Origin of the sequence: Bacillus sp. LJBS17 (assembly GCF_019334685.1) — a bacterium.
GTDB lineage: Bacteria > Bacillota > Bacilli > Bacillales > Bacillaceae > Bacillus > Bacillus subtilis.
This window is the reverse complement of the sequence record NZ_CP079759.1, coordinates 1,733,169-1,759,334: the sequence shown is the minus strand read 5'-3', so window position 1 is coordinate 1,759,334 and position 26,166 is coordinate 1,733,169. Positions and strand designations below refer to the sequence as shown.

General features: G+C 43.1%; 22 protein-coding genes. All 22 read right to left on the bottom strand.

Features of this window, described 5'->3' with window-relative positions:
- Window positions 1-13: 13 nt before the first annotated feature.
- Complete coding sequence (mutS, locus tag KXZ66_RS09075; RefSeq protein WP_151870238.1) at window positions 14-2,590, bottom strand: DNA mismatch repair protein MutS; 2,577 nt, start codon at window positions 2,588-2,590, stop codon at window positions 14-16.
- Window positions 2,591-2,722: 132 nt separating this feature from the next.
- Window positions 2,723-3,268 (bottom strand): outer spore coat protein CotE, encoded by a 546-nt coding sequence (gene cotE / locus KXZ66_RS09070; RefSeq protein ID WP_003231833.1) that lies wholly within the window; start codon window positions 3,266-3,268, stop codon window positions 2,723-2,725.
- 261 nt (window positions 3,269-3,529) lie between these two features.
- Window positions 3,530-3,961 (bottom strand): regulatory iron-sulfur-containing complex subunit RicA, encoded by a 432-nt coding sequence (gene ricA / locus KXZ66_RS09065; protein ID WP_151870239.1) that lies wholly within the window; start codon window positions 3,959-3,961, stop codon window positions 3,530-3,532.
- A 1-nt stretch (window position 3,962) separates the two neighbouring features.
- The gene (miaB, locus tag KXZ66_RS09060) at window positions 3,963-5,492 is read right to left on the bottom strand and encodes a tRNA (N6-isopentenyl adenosine(37)-C2)-methylthiotransferase MiaB (RefSeq protein ID WP_014664026.1); all 1,530 of its coding nucleotides are present in this window, start codon (window positions 5,490-5,492) and stop codon (window positions 3,963-3,965) included.
- Window positions 5,493-5,639: 147 nt separating this feature from the next.
- Window positions 5,640-6,818: a glycine C-acetyltransferase gene (locus KXZ66_RS09055; RefSeq protein ID WP_038828267.1), complete on the bottom strand. Its 1,179-nt coding sequence runs from the start codon at window positions 6,816-6,818 to the stop codon at window positions 5,640-5,642.
- Window positions 6,819-6,830: 12 nt separating this feature from the next.
- Complete coding sequence (tdh, locus tag KXZ66_RS09050; protein WP_014664024.1) at window positions 6,831-7,874, bottom strand: L-threonine 3-dehydrogenase; 1,044 nt, start codon at window positions 7,872-7,874, stop codon at window positions 6,831-6,833.
- A gap of 264 nt (window positions 7,875-8,138) precedes the next feature.
- Window positions 8,139-8,399: a stage V sporulation protein SpoVS gene (gene spoVS / locus KXZ66_RS09045; RefSeq protein ID WP_003154135.1), complete on the bottom strand. Its 261-nt coding sequence runs from the start codon at window positions 8,397-8,399 to the stop codon at window positions 8,139-8,141.
- Between the two features lie 199 nt (window positions 8,400-8,598).
- Window positions 8,599-9,393, bottom strand: coding sequence for a 2',3'-cyclic-nucleotide 2'-phosphodiesterase (ymdB, locus tag KXZ66_RS09040; protein ID WP_003245138.1), 795 nt, complete (start codon window positions 9,391-9,393; stop codon window positions 8,599-8,601).
- A 68-nt stretch (window positions 9,394-9,461) separates the two neighbouring features.
- Window positions 9,462-11,024 carry a ribonuclease Y gene (gene rny / locus KXZ66_RS09035; RefSeq protein WP_003221010.1) on the bottom strand — a complete coding sequence of 521 codons (1,563 nt, stop codon included), beginning with the start codon at window positions 11,022-11,024 and terminating at the stop codon, window positions 9,462-9,464.
- Window positions 11,025-11,299: 275 nt separating this feature from the next.
- Window positions 11,300-12,475 (bottom strand): serine hydrolase domain-containing protein, encoded by a 1,176-nt coding sequence (locus KXZ66_RS09030; protein ID WP_032725712.1) that lies wholly within the window; start codon window positions 12,473-12,475, stop codon window positions 11,300-11,302.
- Window positions 12,476-12,642: 167 nt separating this feature from the next.
- Window positions 12,643-13,689 (bottom strand): recombinase RecA, encoded by a 1,047-nt coding sequence (recA, locus tag KXZ66_RS09025; protein WP_003245789.1) that lies wholly within the window; start codon window positions 13,687-13,689, stop codon window positions 12,643-12,645.
- Window positions 13,690-13,861: 172 nt separating this feature from the next.
- Window positions 13,862-15,112: a competence/damage-inducible protein A gene (locus KXZ66_RS09020; RefSeq protein ID WP_003231847.1), complete on the bottom strand. Its 1,251-nt coding sequence runs from the start codon at window positions 15,110-15,112 to the stop codon at window positions 13,862-13,864.
- 17 nt (window positions 15,113-15,129) lie between these two features.
- Window positions 15,130-15,711 carry a CDP-diacylglycerol--glycerol-3-phosphate 3-phosphatidyltransferase gene (pgsA, locus tag KXZ66_RS09015; protein WP_003244753.1) on the bottom strand — a complete coding sequence of 194 codons (582 nt, stop codon included), beginning with the start codon at window positions 15,709-15,711 and terminating at the stop codon, window positions 15,130-15,132.
- Between the two features lie 49 nt (window positions 15,712-15,760).
- Window positions 15,761-16,627 carry a cell shape determination protein RodZ gene (gene rodZ / locus KXZ66_RS09010; protein ID WP_014476837.1) on the bottom strand — a complete coding sequence of 289 codons (867 nt, stop codon included), beginning with the start codon at window positions 16,625-16,627 and terminating at the stop codon, window positions 15,761-15,763.
- A 66-nt stretch (window positions 16,628-16,693) separates the two neighbouring features.
- Window positions 16,694-17,485 (bottom strand): DUF3388 domain-containing protein, encoded by a 792-nt coding sequence (locus KXZ66_RS09005; protein ID WP_003220998.1) that lies wholly within the window; start codon window positions 17,483-17,485, stop codon window positions 16,694-16,696.
- Between the two features lie 129 nt (window positions 17,486-17,614).
- Complete coding sequence (locus tag KXZ66_RS09000; protein WP_003245199.1) at window positions 17,615-17,872, bottom strand: DUF3243 domain-containing protein; 258 nt, start codon at window positions 17,870-17,872, stop codon at window positions 17,615-17,617.
- An 80-nt stretch (window positions 17,873-17,952) separates the two neighbouring features.
- The gene (gene ymfI, locus KXZ66_RS08995) at window positions 17,953-18,681 is read right to left on the bottom strand and encodes an elongation factor P 5-aminopentanone reductase (RefSeq protein WP_038828260.1); all 729 of its coding nucleotides are present in this window, start codon (window positions 18,679-18,681) and stop codon (window positions 17,953-17,955) included.
- A 54-nt stretch (window positions 18,682-18,735) separates the two neighbouring features.
- Window positions 18,736-20,022 carry an EF-P 5-aminopentanol modification-associated protein YfmH gene (gene yfmH / locus KXZ66_RS08990; RefSeq protein WP_151870241.1) on the bottom strand — a complete coding sequence of 429 codons (1,287 nt, stop codon included), beginning with the start codon at window positions 20,020-20,022 and terminating at the stop codon, window positions 18,736-18,738.
- Window positions 20,019-21,299: an EF-P 5-aminopentanol modification-associated protein YfmF gene (yfmF, locus tag KXZ66_RS08985; RefSeq protein WP_032725709.1), complete on the bottom strand. Its 1,281-nt coding sequence runs from the start codon at window positions 21,297-21,299 to the stop codon at window positions 20,019-20,021. The genes yfmH and yfmF overlap by 4 nt, the downstream gene beginning before the upstream one ends.
- 179 nt (window positions 21,300-21,478) lie before the next feature.
- Window positions 21,479-22,690: a bacillibactin exporter BcbE gene (gene bcbE, locus KXZ66_RS08980; protein ID WP_031600514.1), complete on the bottom strand. Its 1,212-nt coding sequence runs from the start codon at window positions 22,688-22,690 to the stop codon at window positions 21,479-21,481.
- Between the two features lie 138 nt (window positions 22,691-22,828).
- On the bottom strand, window positions 22,829-23,554 hold the full coding sequence (locus tag KXZ66_RS08975; protein ID WP_003245732.1) for a GntR family transcriptional regulator: 726 nt from the start codon (window positions 23,552-23,554) through the stop codon (window positions 22,829-22,831).
- A gap of 143 nt (window positions 23,555-23,697) precedes the next feature.
- Window positions 23,698-26,061 (bottom strand): DNA translocase SpoIIIE, encoded by a 2,364-nt coding sequence (gene spoIIIE / locus KXZ66_RS08970; RefSeq protein WP_219144876.1) that lies wholly within the window; start codon window positions 26,059-26,061, stop codon window positions 23,698-23,700.
- Window positions 26,062-26,166: the final 105 nt, after the last annotated feature.

The window sequence follows — 26,166 nt, the reverse complement described above, 5'->3', positions numbered from 1 at the left end:
TCATCACCCCGTTTTAATGTAATTTCTTTTGCAGCTTGTACATTTCATTCATCGCTTCAAGCGGTGTCATATCCAGTATATTAAGTGATTTGAAAGCATCGATCACTTGCTTTTCTTTTTTTGAAAGCTTTGGTGTTTCAGCCGGCTTTTCCGCTTCGTCAAAAAAGGACAGCTGTGCCGGCTCTTCTTTCACCTGAGGTTTCTGCACCGGCACTTCCGGTTTGTTTCCTGAATGCTCAAGCTCTTTTAAAATATCTTGAGCGCGCGCAATCAGATCTCCCGGCAGTTCGGCAAGCTGAGCTACATGGATACCATAGCTTTTATCAGCGGCACCTTCTTTAATTTGATGAAGAAAGACAACCGTTCCGTTATATTCTTCAGCGCGAACATGAACGTTTTTCAGCTGGGGCAGCTTGTCCTCAAGAACGGTCAGCTCGTGATAGTGTGTGCTGAACAGCGTCTTGGCGCCGATATGATCGTGAACATATTCAATAATCGCCTGTGCCAGCGCCATGCCGTCATAAGTGGACGTTCCCCGCCCGATTTCATCAAACAGAATGAGGCTGTTTTTCGTCGCATTGACAATCGCATTTTTCGCTTCAAGCATTTCTACCATAAATGTACTTTGTCCGGAAATCAAATCATCTGCAGCGCCGATTCGCGTAAAAATTTGATCGAAAATCGGGAGCACCGCTTTTTTCGCGGGTACAAAGCAGCCGATTTGCGCCATAATGGAAATGAGCGCGATTTGTCTCATATACGTGCTTTTCCCTGACATGTTTGGACCTGTAATGAGAAGCATTTGTCTGTTATCGCCCATCATACAGTTGTTCGGGACATATTCCTGGCTGTCCATGACTTTTTCAACAACCGGGTGTCTGCCTTCAATCACTTCGACTTCATCTTTAGAGAACTCTGGTTTCGTGTAGTGGCGATTTTCACTGATTGTCGCAAAGCATTGCAGTGCGTCCAGCTCGCTCATCTGTTTTGCAAGCAACTGCAGCCGCGGAATATACTGCTTCACTTTCTCGCGCAGCTCGGTAAACAGCTCGTACTCCAGCTCACAGATGTTATTTTCCGCCTCTAAAATGAGCGCTTCTTTTTCTTTTAATTCAGGTGTAATGTAGCGCTCTGCATTGGTTAACGTCTGCTTCCGCTCATAACGCCCTTCCTCAAGCAAATGCAAGTTTGCTTTAGTCACTTCAATGTAATAACCGAAAACTTTATTAAAGCCGACCTTTAAAGAGCGAATGCCTGTGTATTCCCGCTCCTGCTGTTCCAAGCGGGCAATCCAGTCTTTTCCGTTTCTGCTTGCATCACGATATTCATCAAGCTTTTGATTATAACCATCTTTAATCAGGTTCCCTTCTTTTACCGATAAAGGAGGGTTTTCGTACAGCGCTTCTTCCAGCAGTTCAAGTACATCCCCGCAAGGGTCAATGCGCTTTGCACGTTCCTTGGCCTTGTCATGAGCCAGTGAAGCAACCAGCTGTTTGATGCCAGGAACTTGCTTTAACGATTCCTTCAGCTGAATCAAATCCCGGGCATTGACATTTCCGAATGCAACGCGGCCGGCAAGGCGTTCTAAGTCATATACTTCTTTTAAACGTTCACGCAGATCTTCCCGTTCAAAGAAATGGGACATCAATGTTTCCACCATTTCTTGGCGCTCTTCGATTTGATTGACTCTGATAAGCGGCCGGTCAATCCACTGTTTAAGCAGCCGGCCTCCCATTGCCGTTTTTGTTTCATCCAGCAGCCACAAAAGGGAGCCTTTTTTATTTTTTGAACGGATCGTTTCGGTCAGCTCCAGATTACGCTTTGAGTACAAATCAATTTTCATCGCTTCCTCAAGCTCATACACCTGCACGGGCTGAAGATGATCAAGGCTGCGCTTTTGGGTTCTTTTCAAATACGTATATAAGCGCAGAAATGTTTTTGTTATATCTTCATTATTTAAGTGCTCAATGATCGTTACGTGTTCGTCTGTTTCTCCGTCTTCAATTGAAATCGTTGCACCGCACCGCTCTCTCAGCTGTGCCACTGTATCGGCATCCAAGCTTCCTGAAACCACTATTTCCCTTGCGCCGACTGAATAAATTTCTGATATGACGTCTTCAAGCCGTTCAATCAAAACAGCCAAATTTTCTCCCGTTGTTAAATCAGACAGCGCAAGTCCGTATCCGTTCGAGCAGGCTGAAACAGATGCGATAAAGTTATTTTCCGATTCATGGATGCCTTTGCCGTCCATTACAGTTCCGGGCGTAATCAGCTGAACTACTTCTCTTTTCACAACGCCCTTTGCGGCTTTCGGATCTTCCGTCTGTTCACAGATCGCCACTTTGTATCCTTTTTTAATAAGCTGTTCGATATACGCGGAAGCAGAATGATACGGCACACCGCACATCGGTATTTTTTCAGCCGCACCGCCGTCTCTGCTCGTTAACGTAATTTCCAGCTCTTGTGACGCTTTTTTGGCGTCCTCAAAAAACATTTCATAAAAATCACCCAGGCGAAAAAATAAAAAGGCATCCTGGTGCTCTGCCTTTATTTTTAAATATTGCTGTATCATAGGCGTATAACCGGCCATTGTTTAATCCCTCACTATGTATCAACGTTTCTATTTTCCAACCTTCATTATAACATAAACAAAAAGTGATAAAAGAATGATATATCAATATAAAAAAGAGACTTGGGGGTACTGTCTCCCCTAGTCCCTTTTTTATTCTTCAGGATCTCCCACTAAAAACTCCGGGTTGATGTCTTCAAGCTCTTCATCAAGCTCATCTTCCCAATCTTCCTCGTCATCCTCTTCCCAGTCAGGATTGACCTCAACAACTACCTTTGTTTCCCCTACCACTTCCGCCAAAAATTCTCTTTCTGCCTGCACAACGATTTTATTTCCATTCGGCGAAATGGTCACTTCAAGGCAGTTTGGCTGCTGAAGCACTTTGGCAATCACTTCATGCTCATCATCTAAGTAATTATTGTCTCTGTATCTGAGTTTAATGACATCTACGTATTTTACCCGTTCTGTGACAACCTCTGTCTTTGTGTTGTCCGCGTAAGAGTACCATACGTTTATATCATAATACCCTTCAATCTCTACCGTTTTTCCAATTTTTTCAGCGTCATACTTGTGGTTAATAATCCAACCACCCAAAATGCTGCTCGGTTTTTTCTCAGGCGAGATGGTGTTGGTGCATTGGGTGAATTTTCGGCCTTTCGCTACTACTGCCTTCGTAATAATTTCCCTGTATTCAGACATTCCGGCATGCCTCCTTGTTCTTCTTCGTGTTATCTTATGCTGGGCATTTGTCTAGTGTGCATTTTTATAAATAAAATATAAAAATACAAAGTTTCTGTTCCATTGTATGCAGGGGTGCCTAGAAACTTTACTTATAAGTGCGATAAAGTTTATACGCGGCTGAGCACAGAAAAACCAATTGAACATTTGGTACATAGATTATTTAGTTCATTTTTAACCGCACAAATGATAAAAAAACACGGGCCTGTAAAGGCACCGTGTTTAGAGAGAACAGCTGTTATTTGAATGCTTCACATTTGAACCGGTTTCCCCTTTCAGAAGGTCGCCTCCGGTTGATGTGATGATTTCATTTGTGACTTGGTTGGAAATGGTGTGTGCAACGAGCTGCAGTAGGTCATTTACTTCCATCTGCGAGTCTCTGAATTCCTGGATAACAGGAATCTCTTCAAGCTCTTCTTGCAGCGCGTCAATTTTTGCTTCTACTTGTTTGAGCGCTTCATGCTTTTCATAATGCTTCAGATTGACAGCCTGCTTTTGCAGGGCTTTAATCTGATTAACGATTGTGGACACTTTGTCATTCTCATTGATTTGCGCTTCAGCCCGTTTGAAAAAATCAACCTCTTCTGTTTCAGAGATCATTTTTGCAAGGTTTCGTGCCTGCTGCACAATGTCTTTTTTTGAGTAGAGCGTCATCTTATTTCACCTCGATTGCTTCTCCTACCATTTCTCCGTCAAGCGACCATGTTTTCGCTTGCTGGATTTTCACGCGGACGATTTTGCCGATGGCTTCCTTCGGCCCTTTGAAATTGACAAGCTTGCTTTTTTCCGTATAGCCGGCAAGAATATCAGGGTTATTTTTGCTTTCACCCTCAACTAATACTTCGACAACCTTGCCTTCGTATTCCTTCATTTTTTTAGCAGAAATTTCATTCACCAGCGCGTTCAGACGCTGCAGGCGTTCTTTTTTCACACGCATCGGTACATTATCTTTCATCTTAGCAGCCGGAGTGCCCTCACGCGGAGAGTAAATGAACGTATAGGCGCTGTCAAACTCCACTTCACGGTATAGAGAAAGCGTTTCTTCAAACTGTTCGTCCGTTTCATTTGGAAATCCGACGATAATGTCCGTTGTCAATGAAGCGTTTGGCATTGCTTCTTTAATTTTTCGCACCAGCTCCATGTAACGCTCTCTGTCATATTTGCGGGCCATCAGCTTCAGAACTTCTGAGCTTCCTGATTGAACCGGAAGATGAATGTGATCAAGCAGATTTCCGCCTTTTGCCAGCACTTCAATGAGGCGGTCGTCAAAGTCGCGCGGATGACTCGTTGTAAAACGGATTCTCGGGATATCGATTTTTCTCAGTTCATCCATCAAATCACCAAGTCCGTACGTCATATCTTCAAAGTCTTTTCCATACGCGTTTACGTTTTGGCCTAACAGAGTAATTTCCTTATAGCCTTCACTTGCGAGCCTTCTCACTTCCTGAATGATATCCTCAGGGCGACGGCTTCTTTCTTTCCCGCGTGTGTAAGGCACAATGCAATACGTACAGAATTTGTCACAGCCGTACATGATATTGACCCAGCCCTTAATTTTTCCATTTCGGACTTTCGGAAGGTTTTCAATAACGTCCCCTTCCTTAGACCAAACTTCTACAACCATTTCTTTTGAAAGGTATGCTTCTGACAAAAGCTCCGGCAGGCGATGAATGTTATGCGTTCCGAAAATCATATCGACAAACGGATGTTTTTTCAAAATACGGTTCACGACTGATTCCTCTTGGGACATACAGCCGCACACGCCTAAAATCAGATCGGGATTGTTTTTTTTCAGTGCTTTTAAGTGCCCGAGCTCACCAAACACCTTGTTTTCAGCATTTTCACGGATTGCACATGTATTTAACAAAATGACATTGGCATCGTCAACAGAGTTTGTCGCTTCGTAACCGAGCGCCATAAAGATCCCTGCCATAACCTCTGTATCGTGTTCATTCATTTGGCAGCCGTACGTACGGATATAGAACTTTCTTCCGTCTCCCAATCCTTTAAATTGTTCAGAAATTTTAAAGTCATTATGATAAGTAACGGCTTCCTTGCCTCGTTTTTTCGCGTCTTTTAAAGAAGGCGGAATGTAAACAGCTTCAAAGTACTTGCTGTAATCCTTCTCGGATTTTTTGTCCGATGGATTAACTTGTCCGCTCTCTAATTTTTGTTTTTCATTCATGTCATATTTTCTCCTTTCAAACCAAACTTCCACCCTTCAGTATAAAGGTTATTGAAGCTCTGCACAACTGGCAACCTATCATTGTACACTCATTGAGAATAATAATCAATAAGGAATCAAAAGAGGAAGAGTAAACTCTTCCTCTTGTTACAATAGCTGGAGCTCCTTTGCCGTCTTTTCGATGACATCAAGCGCCTGATCCAGTTCATCTTTGGTGTGCTCTGCTGTTATAATCGTGCGAATTCTGGCTTTTCCCTTTGCTACAGTCGGGAAAACGATACTTTGGGCAAAAACACCGTGGGAAAGGAGCTGATCTGAAAATTGCTTTGCCACACCTTCATCACCTATTAAAATAGGAAGAATCGGCGTTTGACTCTCTGTCAGAGTCAAACCCATTTTCACAAGCATTGCTTTAAAATAGGCAGTATTCTCCCACAAGCGCTCCATATGCTCCGGCTCTTCAAGCAAGACATCAATCGCTTCCATACAAGCTGCAGTGACAGCCGGCGGATGAGATGTGCTGAATAAAAATGGACGGCCTTTATGGCGCAAATAATCGATCAGCACCTTTGAACCTGCAGCGTAGCCGCCGAGCACTCCGATTGCCTTGCTTAATGTTCCGACCTGAATATGAACTCTGCCGTCAAGACCGAAGTGATTCACCGTTCCCCTGCCGTTTTCGCCAAGTACTCCGGATGCATGGGCGTCATCCACCATCACAAATGCGTCATATTTCTCAGCGAGCTCTACAATATCAGGCAGAGGAGCTATGTTGCCATCCATGGAAAATACGCCGTCTGTCACAATCAGACGCATCCGATAATTCATTGACTTTCTCAGCACCCGCTCTAAATCACTCATATTGACGTGCTGATACACCTTTTTATCCGCCTTTGTCAGTCGAATTCCGTCAATAATAGAGGCATGGTTCAATTCATCTGAGATGACAATATCCTCTTTTGATAGAATACTTGAAAGTACGCCTTGGTTTGTTGTGAAGCCTGATTGGAATACAAGTGCCGCCTCCGTTTTTTTAAAGGCTGCCAGCTTTTTCTCAAGCTCTTGATGCATTGTAAATGTACCGGCAATCGTTCTCACTGATCCGGTGCCGGCTCCATACTGCTGAACGGCCTCCTGTGCGGCGTTGATGAGTCTAGGATGTGAAGTGAATCCGAGGTAATTATTAGAAGATAGCTGAATGACTTTTTGGTGATTCACTGTGACAAATGGGCCCTGCATAGATTCAAGCTGTTTTATGTCTTGCCATGTATGGTTTTCTTTCATACTATCAAGCTCTGCTTTTAAAAACTCAAATTCCTTCGTCATGTTTATCCCCCTTTATGGAATTAAAATTACTTTTCCGCACTGCCCGCTTCTCATCAGTTCGAAACCTTTTTCAAACTCCTCTAACGGAAACTGATGGGTAATAACAGGTGCAAGATCGATCACGTTTGAACTGATCAACTGAGACACCTGGCGCCATGTTGAAAACATTTTTCTTCCTGTTATTCCTTGGATGGTAAGCCCTTTAAATACCACTTTATTCGTCAAATCAATTGTCACCGGATGTTCCGGCAAGCTGAGAATATGAAATCTTCCGCCATTCGCAGCCATCGCAAGACCTTGGGCAATCGCTGAGGGATGACCCGACATCTCACAAACAAGATCTGCTCCTTCCCCACTCGTTAAAGCGCTTACAATTTTGAGCGGGTCTTCTTTTTCAATAGAAACAGTACAAGTCGCTCCCATTTGTTTTGCAAGCCTCAGCCTGTATTCATTCTTATCAATCGCTATCACCTGAGAAGCTCCTGCTGCTTTTGCAACCGCAACAGCCATAAGACCAATCGGTCCGCATCCAATGACTGCAGTCGTTCCTCCTGCAGGCTGGCTCTCGAGTACGGTATGAACTGCATTTCCTAAAGGCTCTTGAATGGAAGCAATCGACGGGTCCATATCAGCGGGATTTCTCCAAATGTTATCAGCTGGAACTTTTACATACTCCGCAAAACAGCCTGCCGTGTCCACTCCGATTATAGCAGTATTGGTACACACATGAGATTTTCCTGTTAGGCAAGGGACACATTCACCACAGACAATGTGTGTTTCCGCAGACACATACTCTCCCACTTTTACACTGCTGACATTCTCTCCCACGTCCTCTACGATGCCGCTGAACTCATGGCCGAAAACATAGGGTGTTTTGATTCTCTGACGTGCCCATTGATCCCAATTATAAATGTGGACATCCGTGCCGCATATGGAAGCGGCTTTCACTTTTATGAGGACTTCATGTTTATCAATCTCAGGAATGGGAACTTCAGTCAGCACAGCACCGAACGCCCCGTCCTTTTTCATTAGAGCTTTCATCTTTCCACTCTGCATGTACAATCCTCCTTGAAAAATTCTTGTTATATTCGGATTGTACCATGATATGGAATAAGCGTAAACAGCACTGTCTTCTCCAGAAGGACAAAAGTATCTGTCTTGAAAAATGGGCGGAATTTTTTTTGAAACGTTTTAGCTCATTTTTGATTTTGTATATTCGCTCATTTATGTGCTAAAAATACTATCGGGAGAAAATATCACAATAAATGAAAAACAACCTGTTTGCATTACGCAAACAGGTTGAGAATGCTTTATTTGTTTTTAGCGAGGCTCCACGATTAATTTAATCGCTGTTCTTTCTTCCCCATCGATTTGAATATCTGTAAAAGCCGGAATACAAATCAAATCAACGCCGCTAGGCGCCACAAATCCCCTGGCAATCGCCACAGCTTTTACAGCCTGGTTTAATGCACCCGCTCCGATCGCTTGAATCTCGGCGGCTCCTCGCTCTCTCAACACGCCTGCAAGCGCACCTGCCACTGAATTTGGACTCGATTTTGCTGAAACTTTTAAGATTTCCATTTCTGCTCCCCCTTAGTTTTACAATGGATAAGTGAGTGTTCATTAGAACAATCATTATTAGATGTTGCTATCCAAAAAGCCATCCCCACAATGCTTTTCAAAAATAGCGGGCTACCTTCCATTTTTACTATATTCACTAAGGAGTTGCTATATTCCTGCTTTTCTTTTTAATATTTTTATAAAATAACCATATGTTCAACTATTCAAAGAACATGTGATCATCGTTGATTAAAATACGCTCAATTTTCACGGCTTTTTTCGTTTGATCGTCAATGTCAATGACAACTCCGCTGAGCGTTGTTTTTCCTTCAGCGACAGTAAACCGGACTGGAAGGTTCGTTTTGAATCGCTTAATAATCGTCTCTCTGTCCATCCCCAGTATACCATCATACGGGCCAGTCATTCCCACATCAGTAATATATGCCGTTCCCTTCGGCAAAATGCGGTTATCCGCTGTTTGCACGTGTGTATGAGTTCCTACTACAGCCGACGCCCTCCCATCCGTGTACCAGCCAAGTGCGAGCTTTTCACTTGTCGCTTCGGCATGAAAGTCGATAAAAATGTACGGTGTTCTTTTCGCAGCTTCTGCGATCAATTCGTCCGCTTTTAAAAACGGGTCATCAAGCGGCGGCAAAAACGTACGTCCCTGCAAATTAATGACTGCTAGTTCTTTGCCGTTTGCTTTCACATATGTGATCCCTTTCCCCGGTGTTCCTTCAGGAAAGTTTGCCGGGCGAACCAAGTTCGGAACGTCATCTATAAAATCAAATATTTCTTTTTTGTCCCATGTGTGGTTCCCCATTGTGATTGCATCTGCGCCGGACTGGATTAGGCTGTGATAAATTTTTTCCGTCAGGCCTTTTCCATGTGCGGCGTTTTCACCATTAATAATGGTAAAGTGAGGCTTATATTTTGTTTTTAGCTTTGGTACATATTCTTTGACCATGTCACGGCCCGGTGAACCGACAACATCTCCGATAAATAAAATTCTCATTTTGTAAATCCTTTCTTCTTGAAAATTCCTTGTCGTCAAAAAAATAAAGTGATGCTTAGCGCATCACTTTATTTTGCATACTCTACGGCTCGAGTCTCTCTGATTACTGTCACCTTAATATGACCTGGATAATCGAGCTCGTCCTCAATTCGCTTGCGGATATCTCGCGCCAGTCGATGAGCCTCAAGATCATTAATTGAATCCGGCTTCACCATAATACGCACTTCGCGTCCAGCCTGAATGGCAAATGATTTTTCAACACCTTCGTAGGACTCAGAAATTTCTTCGAGTTTTTCAAGTCTTCGAATATAATTCTCGAGCGTCTCACTTCTTGCGCCAGGTCTTGCAGCGGAAAGCGCATCTGCTGCAGCTACCAGCACAGCGATAATGGAAGTCGGCTCCTCATCCCCGTGGTGTGATGCAATACTGTTAATCACGACTGGGTGCTCTTTATATTTGGTCGCAAGCTCTACCCCGATTTCAACGTGGCTTCCTTCTACTTCATGGTCAATTGCTTTCCCGATGTCGTGAAGAAGACCCGCACGTTTAGCAAGCTTTGCGTCTTCACCAAGCTCCGATGCCATTAGACCGGCCAAGAATGCGACTTCCATGGAATGCTTAAGCACATTTTGACCGTAGCTTGTACGGAACTTTAAGCGGCCGAGGATCTTGATGAGATCTGGGTGGAGGCCGTGAACGCCAACCTCAAATGTCGTTTGCTCACCCATCTCACGAATATAGTCATCGACCTCGCGGCGAGATTTTTCAACCATTTCTTCAATCCGTGCCGGATGAATACGGCCATCCTGAACGAGTTTATCAAGAGCAATTCTGGCTGTCTCACGTCTGATCGGATCAAATCCGGAAAGAATGACAGCTTCAGGCGTATCATCAATAATCAGGTCAATTCCTGTCAGCGTTTCAAGCGTACGAATGTTACGCCCTTCCCGTCCGATGATACGTCCTTTCATCTCATCATTTGGAAGATTGACAACTGATACCGTTGTTTCGGCAACGTGGTCCGCTGCGCAGCGCTGTAAGGCGAGTGAAAGAATGTTTTTCGCTTTCTTATCCGCCTCTTCTTTCGCACGGTTTTCAGTTTCTTTTGTCATGATGGCGATGTCATGTGAAAGCTCGTTTTCAACCCGCTCAAGAATGATTTGTTTTGCTTCATCACGAGTCAGACTCGAAATTCGTTCCAACTCTGACTGCTGCATACGAATCATCTCATCCACTTTGCTTTCCATCTCTTCAATATGTTGTTGTCGTTCATTCAGAGAATGATCTTTCTTCTCCAACATCGCTTCCCGTTTATCAATTCCCTCATGTTTGCGATCAAGGTTTTCCTCCTTTTGGAGTAAACGGTTTTCTTGTTTTTGAAGCTCATTTCGTCTTTCACGAACTTCCTGTTCAGCATCTATTCGAAGTTTGTGGATTTCATCCTTTGCTTCAAGCAGAGCTTCTTTTTTCAGTGCTTCAGCATCACGCTTCGCATCTTCAAGAATTTGCTCGGCTGCACCGCGTGCGCCCGCAATTTTCGCTTCGGCAATGGTTTTACGAACAAAGTAGCCAACAACTAAACCGAGTAGAATCAGCAAAATGGAGATGAGAACCATCATAATTGGGGTCATACTTTCACCTCCTCTTGCTATGAACTTGGTTGTTGCTTAAAAAGTGTCGGCATGTACATTGTCTAGTTTTCTCAACATACAGAACCTTCACAGGGAATGAGTGTGTTCATCGCCCTTGTCAAGTTTAAATGGTTTAACAATCATGTTAAAAAAACAAATGTTACAACTTCATTGTAAATGTGTCGGAAATACTTGTCAAGCTTGCCATCTTAACGTTTGCAGGCCAGTCGTCTTTTCACGTTCCGAATGCAATTCATCCAAAAGAAGAACGCCAATCATTCTTGATTCAGAAGCTGGTATATTTTATTGTTCACTTGGCCCAATTTAGCATTATTTTGAATGTTTGAGAACAAAATAACAATGGTTTGCCCAGATTTGCTAAAGCTGTTCAAGATATTGAAGCCCGGCATAACACCATGGTTTGAATAGCTTCCGGGAGCAACATAAAATCCCATGCCGTATGTGGAGCTGCTCCCTGGCGTAAACATCTTTTCATAGCTATTTTGCGAATACAGTTTTCCGTCTATCAGCGCTTGGTCAAATTTGTACATATCTATAGCGCTCATATAAATATCACCGGCTCCATACAGCTGAGATAGATCAGGTATATACGGTGTAACTGTTTTGCCGCCCTTCATCTTATACCCGACAGCAGGATAAGGTTCTTTTTCATATGTTTTGTAAAAGCCTGCATGCGTCATTCCCGCAGGTTTAAAAATATGATTCTTTATGTACTGTTCATAGGACTCACCGCTTACTTCAGCAATAATATAAGCGAGAACAGAATAGTTGGAATCCTTGTAGTCCCATACGCCCGGCTGACGTTTGATTCCCTGCAGTTCTATGTCTTTTATTAAATCGTCCGGCGTAATGGCGCCGTTTCCTTCAATATGTCCGTTTATCCCCGATGTATGTGTAAGCAGATTCTTCAAAGTAATCGTTTGTCCGTTAGGAAAGTGAGGTAAATACGTACTTACCGGATCACTTGTCTGAAGTTTCCCCTTTTCCTCTAGCTGCAAAATAGCAGTTGCAATCAGCGCTTTTTGTGATGAACCGACATAAAAAGATGTCAATGGATTATTTTGAATGTAGTGTTTACGGTCAGCATAGCCAAAACCTTTATTTGTTACAATTTCTCCATTTCTGACAATCATGGCTGTTCCGCTGAAACCGATCTCTTCTAAATAATTGCTGATTTTTTGGTTTCGATCCACTGTTTTGATTTGTTCCTCTGATTTTTTGGCAGTTTTCTTTTTGACCTCTTTTTTCTGATCGGTATTTGAAACCGCTGCAGTTTCTTGAGATGGTTCGTTTTCTTCACTATTTCGATGAAGAGCATTCCAAATCGTAATGCAAACCATCACTGCTAAAAGACCAAGCAACAGTTTTCCTCTTTTATTGAGTTTTCTCCGTCTGCGTTTCGCAGTTCTTCTGCGGGTTGGGCTTGTCATTCATTTTTTCCTCCCAAAATAAATTCCATTTTGCACACGTTTTGTTAGACGAATAAAGCCATAAAAAAGTTGTCAAAAAAAGCAATATTTTTATCATTTTTTTGCAAAATACAAAAAAGCTGAGTTTTTCACTCAGCCTTTTGTATCATTTGAAACTTATTTTATTTTTATTCTTCAAATTCGAGTTCTTCTTGTGTCTCTTCAGCTTGCTGCTGCACTACTCCGTTATTATCCAAGCCGTAATGTTCGCGAATTTGCTCCTGGATCATCAGCATGATATCTTTATTTTCTTTCAGGAATTGTTTTGCATTTTCACGGCCTTGGCCAAGACGCTCTTCTTCATAAGAGTACCATGAACCGCTTTTTTGCACGATATCAAGTTCAGTTCCTAGATCAATGATTTCGCCTTCTTTTGAGATGCCTTCTCCGTACATAATGTCAACCTCGGCTGTACGGAACGGCGGAGCCACCTTGTTTTTCACGACTTTGATTTTCGTTTTGTTCCCCATTACGTCGTTGCCTTGTTTCAGCTGTTCAGCACGGCGCACTTCAAGACGCACGGAAGAGTAGAATTTCAACGCACGGCCGCCAGGAGTTGTTTCCGGGTTCCCGAACATAACGCCGACTTTTTCACGAATTTGGTTAATGAAAATCGCGATTGTCTTCGATTTGTTAATGGCCCCTGAAAGCTTACGAAGCGCTTGAGACATTAAGCGTGCTTGTAAACCGACATGAGAATCTCCCATGTCGCCTTCAATTTCCGCTTTCGGAACGAGAGCGGCTACAGAGTCGACAACGACAATGTCAACTGCCCCGCTTCGAACCAATGCTTCCGCAATTTCAAGCGCCTGCTCGCCTGTGTCAGGCTGAGACAGTAAAAGCTCCTCGATGTTAACACCGAGCTTTTGCGCGTATACCGGATCTAACGCATGCTCCGCATCGATAAACGCGGCTTGTCCGCCCTGCTGCTGAACTTCAGCAATCGCATGAAGCGCCACAGTTGTTTTACCTGAGCTTTCAGGACCGTATACTTCAATAATCCGTCCGCGAGGATATCCGCCAATTCCCAGTGCTGTATCAAGAGCGAGGGAGCCGCTTGGTACAGTAGAAATTCTTGTATCTGTCTTTTCTCCCAGTTTCATAATGGAACCTTTGCCGAACTGTTTTTCTATTTGTTTAAGAGCCATATCTAAGGCTGCCTGACGATCACTCATTCTATTTTTTCCTCCTTTATGTTACCACTACATATACTATACCCTGTTTGAAGGGATTTGCCAAGAAAAAAGCGAACGCATATTCGGATTTTTTCTTGGCGTGATTCCTATCAAAATATCATAATGTATCAGAGAAATCATGTTTTCTTAGGAGGATAATGTGCTGAAAATATTATTTTTGCTCTAAAAGCTTTAAGATTAAATGGCAGCCGTATTTAGCGCCGCGTTTTCTGATCCCCGTTCTGGAGCCCGCAAAGTGAAACTCGTGAACCTCTTCTTTACCATTTGCGGAAATGCCGATAAACACATGCCCAGGCTCATGCCCTTCTTGAGCATCAGGTCCTGCTACACCAGTAAAGCTAATGCCGATATCGCTGCCAGTGAGTTTTTGAACACCCTTAGCCAGTTCGGATGCGCACTCCTTGCTGACCGCCCCAAAACGATCTAATGTTTCCTTCTTGACACCAAGCACATTCTGCTTCACGTCGTTTGTATAGCAAACAACGCCCCCGGCAAATAATTTTGAGGCACCGCTATGATCCGTCAGCCATTCAGAAAACAGCCCTCCGGTAAAACTTTCTGCCGCAGAAATTGTAATGCCTTTTTCCTTGCACGCTATAGATAGCTCTTTTACAAGAGAAGTATCATCGTAACCATAGAAAAATTCACCGACACGCTCTAAGATAACGGCCTCTGTTTCTTTTAACAGACGCTCTGTTTCCTTTTCATCGGCGTGTTTGGCTGTCAGACGCAGCGTCACCTCTCCATCAGCCGCCAAAGGCGCAATTGTCGGATTGGTTTGCGCATCAATAATATCTTCCAAATCGGCTTCAAGCTGAGATTCACCGATACCGAAAAAGCGAAGAACGGTTGACACAATTTTTTCATTTGAACCCATCTTTTTCAGCAGAAGAGGCTTTGCCTCGTTTTCAAACATTGGACGCAATTCGCTCGGCGGTCCAGGAAGAAGCATATAATAGCGCGATTCATGCTCTGTGAGCATTCCCGGGGCCATTCCAAAGTGATTCGCCAGCACGTCAGAACCTTCGATCACAAGCGCCTGTTTTCGGTTATTAGGTGACATCGTGCGTTTTGTTCGTTTGAAATAGTCCTCAATGGATTGGAATGCCTCATCATTTAACACAAGCGGACGTCCCAGCGTATTTGCAATCGTTTCTTTCGTCAGATCATCTTTTGTGGGTCCAAGCCCTCCTGAAAAAATAATGAAGTCAGAGCGTTCTTCAGCAATGCGGATGACCTGCTTCAGCCGCTCCGGGTTATCTCCGACCGCTGTATGATAAAATACGTTGACCCCGATTTCAGCGAGCTGTTTGCTGATAAATTGAGCATTTGTATTGGCGATTTGGCCAAGCAGCAGCTCTGAACCGACTGCAATTATTTCTGCTTTTTTTGGAAATTCCATGACGAAGTCCTTCTTTCTTAGTTAGATGTTTTTAACGCTTCCCAGTTTTTAGAGAAATATTCCCATCCTGAGACGACAGTAAAGAAGACGGCTACCCACAGTGCCAAGTCTGCAAACGGGAATGACACAAGTTCAAATGGAAGATTATGAAGAAGCAATGCGGATACCGCAATAATCTGTGCCCAGGTTTTGATTTTACCAAGCATGTTAGCAGCTACGACTTCTCCTGTTCCGGCTAAGACAAGCCTTAAACCTGTCACGGCAAACTCCCTGCTGATAATCACAATGACCATCCAAGCTGGAGCGAGATCAAATTGAACAAGGATAATTAACGCTGCGGATACCAGCAGTTTGTCCGCAAGCGGATCAAGAAATTTCCCGAAGTTTGTTACGAGATTCAATTTTCGGGCATAATACCCGTCCACCCAGTCTGTTGTAGATGCAATAATAAATAGAATGGCCCCCGCCAAATGTGCGACCGGGATCGATTCGTCTCCAACTTCGAGCCTGCCCCAGTCAAACGGCGCCAGCATGATAATCATGAAGATTGGGATTAATGCGATTCTAGCTAGTGTGATTTTATTTGGTAAGTTAAACATAAAGCCCCTCCAATTTCATACTCGGACGTGAAGAAAAGTCATCTGGTAATTAAGATGACTTTTCTTCCTTTTTATTTACAATCTTTATAGTTTGTGCCATCACTTTTTTCGGATCAAGTTCATATGAAAGAACCTTACCGTTGATTTTTATTTTCAGATTAGGTGCATATCCGGTGCGGATATCAACTTGTTTCTGATCAGTTATGTCTTTTTTATAGGTCTCGTCTTTTTTCAGCGTTCCTTCTTTTAAAGAGCTGCTGTTTTCATCGCGCACTCGAATCCAGGAGCTGTCTGATGCCTTCAGTTCCAGCTCGATTTTATCAGCGCCGGACACTTCATAAGTCGTTAACGATCCTTCAGTGCCAGCAGCTTTAATCTCCAGCTTATCACTGTCATTTTCTTTTTTCTTATCTTCGTTTTCTTTCGTTTCTTTTTTAGTGTCTGTCTCTTTTTCAGAGCTGTTATTTTGATTCTCTTTCAGCGTTGAATCTTTAGGGATTTCGTACTTGCTCTCACTTTGCGTAATTGCTTTTTCTGATGCCGCATTGTGATCATCACTGTTTTTGTGATTGGCAAACTGAATGATCGCGTACACAATGGCAATCACGACAATCACGCCGAGAATAACAAGTATCGTTGGCAGCAGCTCCAGCGCCTTAGATGCTGGCTTCGGCATTTCCTTTTGAAGATTCATGCCGGAGATCTTTTCAGACACATCGTCATGATACGTATTAGGGATATCTTTTTTATGCTCCTCAAACAGCTGATCCGCATCAAGCCCAACGGCTTCTGCATATTGCTTGATGAATGCCCGAACATAAAACTTCCCCGGAATAATGTCATAGTTTCCTTCCTCCAAGGCGGTTAAATACCTTTTTTGAATCTTTGTTGCCGCTTGGAGATCATCCAATGACATTGCTTTTTCCTCTCTGGCTTCTTTGAGCCGGATTCCTAGTTCAGTCACAACAAACACCTTCCAATTTTAAAAATCAAAGCTTGAAAACCCGGATTGATCAAACATTTGGGGTTCCTCGGCATGTTCATATGTAATAACCTCATCAGGGTCATTTCTCAGTTCAATAATATAATCAAAGTCATCTAGTGTATACTCTGTATTTTGAACGAATATGTCCGGATGCTCCACCACTTTTGTTGCAGGCAGCCGCATGATTTCTCGGACCAGCTGGAGATGGCGTTCCGATCCTCTTCGTGTTGACACAATTCCGTCAACGATAAAGACATTTTCAGTGCTGTATTCATCGGCAATCAGCTGGCTTCTTATGGTCTGCTTCAGCAAGGTTGATGACACAAACAGCCACCTTTTGCTTGCACACACACTAGAGGCTACAATCGATTCCGTTTTCCCGACACGCGGCATACCTCTGATTCCGATTAATTTATGGCCTTCTTTTTTGAACAATTCGGCCATAAAATCGACTAATAAGCCAAGCTCGTCCCGTTCAAAGCGGAACGTTTTCTTGTCATCGGCATCCCGTTGAATATAACGGCCGTGGCGTACGGCAAGTCGGTCGCGAAGCCTCGGTTCTCTAAGCTTCGTTACTTTAATTGTTTCCATCGTTTTTAAGATTGATTCTAATCGTTTAATTTGATCTATATGGCGGCACCTGAGGAGCATTCCCCTTCTGGAAAGATCGACGCCGTTTATCGTTACGATGTTGATAGAAAGCATCCCAAGAAGAGATGAAATATCCCCGAGCAGTCCGGGGCGGTTCACTTGAATTTCATATTCAAAATACCATTCGAGCTTTGCCAAATGATATACCCCCTTCATTGTGGCAAAATTTTACCTTCCTTTATCATAAAGCATTTTTCTCTAATTAGAAAGAAGAATGTTGCTGTGATGAGGAAAACATAAAAAAGAGAGGAAAAATCCCCTCTCTTCCTAGTGAGTGCTGTTATTTTCAACAAGCTTAACCATCATATTGGCAATGGCGTGCTGTTCATCTTTTGATGCTACACTCCAAAGATCTGCCAGCACTTTTTCCTGCTCGTTCTTAGATTCCACTTCATTAGCCAAGTAGCTGCCGATTTCTGTCGCAAGATCTGTAATCGTATCCTGGCTCATACCTTTATCTTGCGCATAGTTCAGACGGTCGCCAAGGAAGTTTTTCCAGCTATCCCAGTTTTCTAATACTGACATGCTTGTTTCCTCCATTTCATGTGAAGTTACAAGATTATTGTGTCCTTCACAAAAGAAACTATACACCGAATATTTTCGTGTCAGCAGTGCCAGCCGCCATTCACCGACAGAATTTGGCCGGTAATATATGACGCTTTTTCAGACAGGAGAAAAGCTGTTGCATCAGCAATTTCTTGCGGCCGGGCCAGCCGGCCGATCGGAATCTCATCAGCGATCTCTTCTTTTTCAGCCGCGGTGAATTGATTCATCATATTTGTATCAACTGCACCTGGCGCTACTGCGTTTACTCTGATTCCGCTTGGCGCCAGCTCCTTAGCCAATCCTTTTACAAATGAATGCTGAGCTCCTTTTGCCATGCTGTACAGTACTTCACAGGATGCTCCAGTCTCTCCCCAAATCGAGCTGACAGCCACAATCGCTCCCGATTTATTCCGAATCATGCCTGGCAGAAGGTTTCTCGTCAGCATATACGGACTCGCCACATGAAGCTGAACCATTTCCTGGACTGTTGCGTTATCTACATCCGTAATCAGCCCAAAATGGCTTCTTCCACTGTTTAAAACAATCGCATCAATCGGCTGAACAATTGAACTTGTCAGCTTATCTGCTCCATCTTGCGCGGACAGATCAGCTTGTAATATCTCCGCATTTACGCCAAACATCTGACTTAGTTTTTCAGCAAGCTCCGCTGCCGCGTATTGATTTGTATTGTAATGCAGCAGCAGATTGTATCCCTTAGCCGCAAGGGTTTCGCTGATGCTTTTGCCAATGCCGCCGCTTGCTCCGGTGATTAGTGCTGTTTTGTTCATCCTCTTTCCTTCTTTCCGCAGAAAAACACCCCTCACACTGGAGGGATGTTTTGTTTATGATTTAGGAACAACCTTGCAGACAGTCAGTCTGTCTGCAGCAATTTCCTCTTGTATTACGTTCTGGACATCCTCGAGGGTAATCTGCTCGAGTACCGTTACAACGTCAAACAGGCTCATATCCAAGAACGCATAACGGGTAAATTGATTGGCGATGTATTCAGGGGAATTCAGCGCTTTTAAGAATGTGCCGATCTTTTTCTTTCTGGCAAGTTCAATCTTTTCAGCAGTAATCAGTTCACCGGCGCGCAAAAGCATGCTTGAAATGTCTTCAGCTAACTGATCAGGCTCAGCCGTATCTCCGCCGATCGCCGCAAAACCAAACCCATATTCAGCAGTAAAATCAAAGCTAAACGTTTCGTCAATATATCCTTTTTCATAAAGTGATTCATACTGGGCAGAGCTTTTGCCAAAAAGAGCTTCAAGCAATAAGTTCATTGAAAGTTCATGCTTTAAGAGCTCTTTGCCTAATTTAAACGGATTTTTGGATTTCAGCCCAACAAGGCATTTCGGTCCCTGCACGTTCATTTTGATCTCTTTTTCTTTTCGGAAAACCGCTTCTTGCTCTTTCACTTCTTCCCGTTTGATCTCCGGCTGATCAGTATACGGCTTTTTCCCCTGGTTTTCTCTTACCTGAGAAATAATCGCTTCAGGATCTACAGGTCCGACAATGAAAAGGAGCATGTTACTCGGGTGATAAAACGTTTCATAGCATTCATAAAGAAGGTCTTTTGTAATATGTGAAATGCTTTCCACTGTTCCCGCTATGTCAATTCTGACAGGATGCTCTTTGTACATGTTTTCAATGACCCCGAAGTAAAGCCTCCAATCAGGGTTATCGTCGTACATATTAATCTCCTGTCCGATAATCCCTTTTTCCTTTTCAACCGTTTTTTCAGTAAAATATGGGTCCTGTACGAAATCGATAAGCGTCTCTAAATTGCGTTCAACATTTGATGTGCTTGAGAAAAGGTAAGCCGTTCTTGTAAATGACGTAAACGCATTGGCAGAAGCCCCCTGTTTGCTGAAATCTTGAAAAACGTCTCCGTCCGCTTTCTCAAACAGCTTGTGCTCAAGAAAGTGAGCAATCCCGTCCGGCACGTGAACCATCTCGTTTTTACCTAAAGGGACAAACCGGTTATCTATCGAGCCGTACTTTGTTGTAAAGACCGCATATGTCTTGTTGAAGCCTTTTTTCGGCAAAACGTAAACATCAAGGCCGTTGGACATTTTTTCATGATACAGCGTCTCTTGAAGCTGTTCATATTCGATTGGTTTGATCAAGATGCACCCTCCGTCCCTTTTAAGAAATAAGTCGTATCAAGCTGAATCTTTTCGCCGGCTTTTATGATATCCTCTTTTGTGACATTCTCAATATTGGCAAGAAAGTCTTCGATAGGAATCTCGACTTGAGCAGCAGCCTGCTGATATAAAAATTCAGATAAACCGTATGCTGTATCAATCGTTTCCAGCACTTGATTTCGAATGACGGCCTTTGTCTGTGCTATATCCTGCTCACTGAAATCGCCATTTTTCATTGCCTGGAATTGCTCAGCAATAATCGAAACCGCCTGTTCATAATTTTTCACTTCAATGCCTGACATCACCATTAACAAGCCTTTAAAACTTTCTATACGCGAAGCCGCGTAGTAAGCAAGACTGGCTTTTTCCCGAACATTAATGAAAAGTTTAGAATGAGAGAATCCGCCGAACAATCCGTTAAACACTTGTAAAGCAGGATAATCCTGATCTGTATAAGTGATGCTGGTGCGGTAGCCGATATTCAGTTTTCCTTGCTTGACATCCTCTTCATCAATTACTTCTTTTGGCTGAACTTTTTCATCAGCGTGATTGTTTTCAATCGTGCCAAGAGTTCGCTCTTCTGTTTTGAAATACTTATCAATTGCCGAATGTACCTGGTTACTGTCCACATCGCCAACTACATATAAATCAAGCTGGTCTTTTTGGATAGCGCTTTGGTATGTTTCGTATAATTGCTCTGCCGTAATGTCATCGACATCGTCGATTTCACCATTGACATGAAGCGCGTAAGGCTCATTTTTGCACATTTCCTGTATCAGCCTTAAATTCGAATAGCGCATTTTATCATCATAGACGGCTTGGATTCTTTGCTTAAGCGTCCGTTTTTCTTGAGCCACATATTGTGACTGAAAAGCGTCTCCCTCCAAAGCAGGTGAAAAGACGATTTCTGCAAGAAGCTGGAGCCCTTTCTCAAGTAGCGGCGTTTGGTCTTTTAAATATTTTTCATTTGGGATTTCAAGCCTGAACGTAATGACGTGTCGCTCTCCTTTTTTCGTAAGATCAGCCGATACTGACGTGCCGTACAGCTCATCCAGGTATGAACGCAATTCTGCGGTTTTCGGATGGCTTTTCGTTCCGCGAAGAAGCACATGCGGGAGCAGCGCTCTTTTGGTGACTTGATCCTTTGTCAGCGGCGCAAGCATCTTAAAAATAAGCGAGACGGTTTTGAATTTTTCTGTTTCTACAATGTGTGCGGTTAAACCGCCGTGCTTTGATTTGAGTTCATTAACATATGACATATGGAACCTCCTTCGTTCATTTCTTAATTAGTATGTATTATGACCAATTTTCAGCATTCGCAGAAACACTCTTTCATGTAATTATAGCAACTGTAGGATTTATAAGGAAACAATAACCTCCGCATGCTGTATAGGTACAGTTGTAAACTGTGCAAGAAAGCGCAAAAAAAGACGGCTGGCTAGACCGTCCCTAAGTTTTTTTCTTCTTCTTCACTTTTTTTAGCATCTACAGTAAAGAGCACTAAAAATAAAGAAACGATGCTGCAAAACGCCGAGAGTATGAAAATAATCCAGTTTGCATTAGACATTAATGCAGCAAAAACAGGTGGACCGAGAGCTACTCCTATAAAGCGCATGCTATTGTAGAAGGAGGAAATGGTTCCGCATTGTTCACTTTCAATCCCTTCGGTTATCAATGCATCTAAAGCAGGAAGAGCCATTCCAATCCCAATCCCGCCAAAGCTTAAAAAGACAAATAAAAAATAAAAACTGTGGTTCCACCACAAGGCAATAAACGAAAGGGTTAACAGAATCATTCCTGTAACAACGCAAAATTTCATTCGGCCTTTATCTTTACCGATCTTTTTGCCAGCTATAAAAGAACTGGTTGACAAAAACAAAAGTGGGATTGCCAGTAATCCGCCTTTAGCTACTCCGTCAATAGCATACTTGTTCTCCAGCGTATCTGATAAATAAAATAATACGCCAAATAACAAAAACATAATGACACACCCGATAATGAAGACCGTATAAAGCCAGCGACCATCCTGTTTAAAAATTTTCTTCACACTCTTAATAAACTCAGAAACAGCAGGCGCATCTTCATCTTCTTCAGGCTTGGCCACCAAAAACAATACGAGCAAAAAGCTGATCAAACAGAAAAACGGAATAAACCAAAACGGTACAAACCAATACCAAGAAGCCAGTAAGGCTCCAAGTATGGGACTCAGTACCTTCCCTGACGTGTTGGCGGTTTCAATATCGCCAAGACCGGCGCTGACCTTTTCATCGTCTCCTTTAAACAGGTCGCCGATAAACGGCATGACGATCGGAGCGGCACCTGCAGAACCAATGCCTTGAAGAACCCGCCCCGCCAAGATCATCGCATAAGGATTTTTCATATAGGTCGAGGCAAAAGCAGCTACCGCTCCCCCCAATCCTGCAATGAGGAGGCAAGGAAGCAATATTTTTTTTCTCCCGAAACGATCCGACAAATATCCGGCAATCGGAATGCAAATAATTGCTACTACTGAATATACAGTAATGATTAAAGACACTTGAAATGAAGTCACAGACAGCTTTTTCTCCATCATCGGAAGAACAGGAATCAGCATGGAGTTCCCGAGTGTCATCACAAGCGGGACGGAAGACAATGCAATAATATTTTTCATTCCATTTTTCTCTCTCAACATTTTCACCCATTCACTTTCTTGTCATCCCTTATATATTGCGTTAACCGGAATGAAAGTATGTACAAAGAAACATGAATCAGTGCAAATAAAAAAACAGACACATACAGGCGTCCGTTTTTAGAATCGTTTACGCAAAACATGAAATCTGAATTTATCCGCTCTAAAATAATTTAAAGAATAAAGCACCGGTTTATCGTGCTGATCGTAATGGGTTTGTTTTAACAGCAAAAGAGCTGTTTCCGGATCGCATTCAAGTACTGGAGAAATGGTATCGTGATAGCCGATCGGTTCTATATCAGTTACTGCATAGCTGATTACGGAGCCTGAATTTTTCTCAAGCAGGTCAAACATAGATTCTTGCTGATGAGAAAAAGAATTCGGCAAAATATTCATCGGAATTTTGTCTATACAATACACAATCGGCTGTCCGTCAGCTGTCCTGACTCGTTCAAGGTAAAAAAGTTCTTGCCCTTCTGCCAAATGAAATCTCTTCGTATCATCTTCAGACGGCATAAGCACTTGTGATGATAGAAAAATCGTGCCAGGGGTCATATTCGCCTGTTCTATCATCTTGGTTACACTGTTCAGCTGTTCAATGCCCGAAAGAAATAACGGCTTAGAATGGACAAAAGTGCCTACACCATGCCTTCTGATAATCACATGCTCTTCTTCCAGTATCCGCAAGGCTTCTCTTAGCGTTGCTCTGCTGACACCAAGCTTTTTGGAAAGCTCAAATTCAGAAGGCAGCTTTTCCTTCTCAGTGTAGATCCCATTTTTTATATCCTCTTTAATTCGTTCAATTACTTTCAAATACAAGTGCCGATTATCAGCTTTTGTAGACATGTTTCCCCTCCGTAAACCACTTTCGATAAAAATTATTGAACAATTGGGACAACTATATCATGTTTTGTCGAAAAAATAAATAGAAAGGTGATTAGTTTACATAATGTTATTATTGACAACTATAGAAAGCGGAACTCCCTTCATTAAGAAGAGAGCTCATCATATTTCTCTTTTGATAATAATACTTCCCTAGGTTTGCTGCCTTCATACGGTCCGACAACACCGCGTTCCTCCATTGCGTCAATCAGGCGCGCCGCTCTCGTATAGCCGATTCTGAATCTTCTTTGCAGCATTGAAACAGATGCCGTCTGCATGCCGACGATTAATTCAACAGCTTCATCATAAAGTTCATCAGTAACCTCGGAATGAGTTTCCGTTGTCTCCTCAGGAATCATTTCTTCTTGATATTGCGCTTTCTGCTGCGTAATCACATGGTCGACGACCTTCTCCACTTCGTCATCCGACAAAAATGCTCCCTGCACACGGACAGGTTTATTAGCCCCTACAGGTAAAAACAGCATATCGCCGCGGCCAAGAAGCTTCTCAGCGCCACCCATGTCAAGAATGGTCCTTGAATCCGTCTGTGAAGATACGCTGAACGCGATTCGTGACGGAATGTTCGCTTTGATCACCCCTGTGATAACATCCACCGATGGCCGCTGTGTCGCAATAATAAGATGGATGCCAGCAGCCCGCGCCATTTGGGACAATCTCGTAATCGAATCTTCCACATCAGATGAAGCGACCATCATGAGATCGGCAAGCTCGTCCACAATGACAACAATATAGGGCAGCTCTGGCTGTTTCGCTCCTTCTTCATTGTTGGCGCGTTTTATATAATCATTGTATCCTTCAATATTTCGTGTACCCGTATGAGAAAATAATTCGTACCGTCGCTCCATTTCATTGACAACCTTTTTCAAAGCCTGCGACGCTTTTTTCGGATCGGTTACAACCGGAGCAAGCAAATGCGGAATCCCGTTGTAGACATTTAGCTCTACCATTTTAGGATCGATCATCATCATTTTCACTTCATGCGGTTTCGCGCGCATTAAAATACTTGTAATAATGCCGTTGACACAGACACTTTTCCCGCTACCGGTTGCGCCTGCGACCAAAAGGTGGGGCATCTTGTTTAACTCAGCCAATACAGCTTCACCTGAAATATTGCGGCCGAGTCCAATTAACAGCTTCGCATCCGGTCTGTCATTCAATTTAGACTCCAGCACTTCCTTCAGCGAAACCATTGCCACTTCTGCGTTTGGAACTTCAATTCCGATTGCTGATTTGCCTGGTATAGGCGCTTCGATCCTGATATCCTTCGCAGCAAGCGCAAGCGCTAAATCATCGCTTAAATTGACAATTTTGCTAACCTTCACTCCGACATCAGGATATACTTCATATTTTGTTACGGCCGGTCCGAGATGAACCTGTGTGACTTTCGCCTTTACGCCAAAGCTTTGGAATGTGCGTTCAAGCTTTCTGGCATTTTCATAAATATTCTTTTTATCAGCCTGCTGGCCGGTATGCTTCGGATCTGCCAGCAAATCCAGTGACGGCATCTCGTAATCCTTATTTTCGAGCTCTGTAAAGGTCATAGGAGGAGCAGAAACAGTTTCCTGATCACCTGTCTCCGGTTGGATGTCCTGAAGCGGCTTCGACACAGGTTCGGCGCGCTTTTCTATAACTGGAGACTCTTCCTCTTCATTACGATCAGAAAAGCTTGAGATAATCGGCTCTGAATGAATAAGAGGCGATACTGTTTCATAATCCCCCTCTTCATTAGGAGGCTCCGGTTCCATTTGCTGTTTTTTGCGGGCCGGTTTTTGTTTTTTGCTCGGCGCTTTCGTTTTTTTCGATGACTGCATATTTGATTTGAAGGATTTCATATCATCAATAAATGCTAACCATTGTTCTTTTATAAAACGTCCAATCGGGCTCATCCACTTTTTCAGCGTTTCTTGCAGCGAGCGTCCAGTTACTAAAATCATTCCGATCAAAATCATGACAATCGCCATGATCTGAGAACCAGTCGACGCAAACAAAAAGTGTGAAGCCGCAAACAGCAGCGCACCGATCATCCCTCCGCCTAAATCAGGTGAAGCAGAGCTGCCATTCATGTCCATTAAAAACAATTCCCACGTATTGCTCACCACGCTTGCAGACTCAATAGACCCTTTGTGCGTCAAATTTTTAAATAGCTGCACGTGAGAAAGCAGCAATATGCTTGCGATGATACAGTACAACCCGGCCTTTCGTCTCGTTAAAAGGCTTGGGGTTTTTTTCTTCCAAAACAGTGAGACTCCTAACACCAATAAACCTAACAAGCATAAAATAAACCACTCTCCAGCAAAAAAGCGGAACAAATAGATAAACGTTTGCCCGACTACCCCCAGCTGCAAGATTGCGATAATTGAAATGGCTATACACAGCAATCCGTTAAGCTCGTATTTTATATTGAGCTGTTTCGCCTGTTTTTTTCTTGATTTTCGTTTTTTCTTTGCCACACTCATCACCTTACTGCGTTAAAAAATGTAAGTTCATACATAATGAAGAAAGCAGCCGTTTACAGGCTGCGTTTTTTCTGTAGGATTCCCCTATTATAGCATATT